The sequence below is a fragment of the Vibrio sp. 1249-1 genome (genome assembly GCF_033340495.1).
In genome coordinates, this window is record NZ_JAWOWJ010000841.1 from 1 (window position 1) to 590 (window position 590).

General features: G+C 46.1%; 1 protein-coding gene. It reads right to left on the reverse strand.

Annotated features, from left to right (window positions below; translation table 11 throughout):
• Positions 1-590 (reverse strand): amidophosphoribosyltransferase (locus R7Z50_RS29225; RefSeq protein ID WP_318149978.1); only part of this gene is annotated, 590 nt, incomplete at both ends.

Consider the following 590-nt stretch of genomic DNA (forward strand, 5'->3'; position numbering starts at 1 on the left):
CAATCTGTTTACAAATGGTTTCGTTGTCACGACCATGAGCAATCAGCTCTGTCGCGCTCGGCATATCGATACCGTAAACGTTAGGGAAGCGAACTTCTGGTGCAGCAGACACCATGTACACTTTCTTCGCGCCGGAGTCGCGAGCCATCTCAATGATCTGTTCTGATGTCGTACCGCGAACGATAGAGTCATCCACCAGCAACACGTTCTTATCTTTGAACTCAGAGCGGATAGCGTTTAGCTTGCGACGCACTGATTTCTTACGTTGTTGCTGACCAGGCATGATAAACGTGCGGCCAACGTAACGGTTTTTAACAAAGCCTTGGCGGTAAGGAATATCGATCGCTTGAGCAATTTGTAGTGCGATATCGCAAGAGGTTTCAGGAATCGGGATTACGACGTCGATATCAAGATCGGCGTAATCTTCACGAATTCGCTCACCCAGCTTTTTGCCCATTTCAACGCGAGCACTGTACACAGAGATTTTATCGATGAAAGAATCAGGACGCGCAAAGTAAACAAATTCAAAAATACAAGGATTTAGCTTTGGATTGTCTGCACATTGCTTAGTGAACAGCTCACCTTCAAAT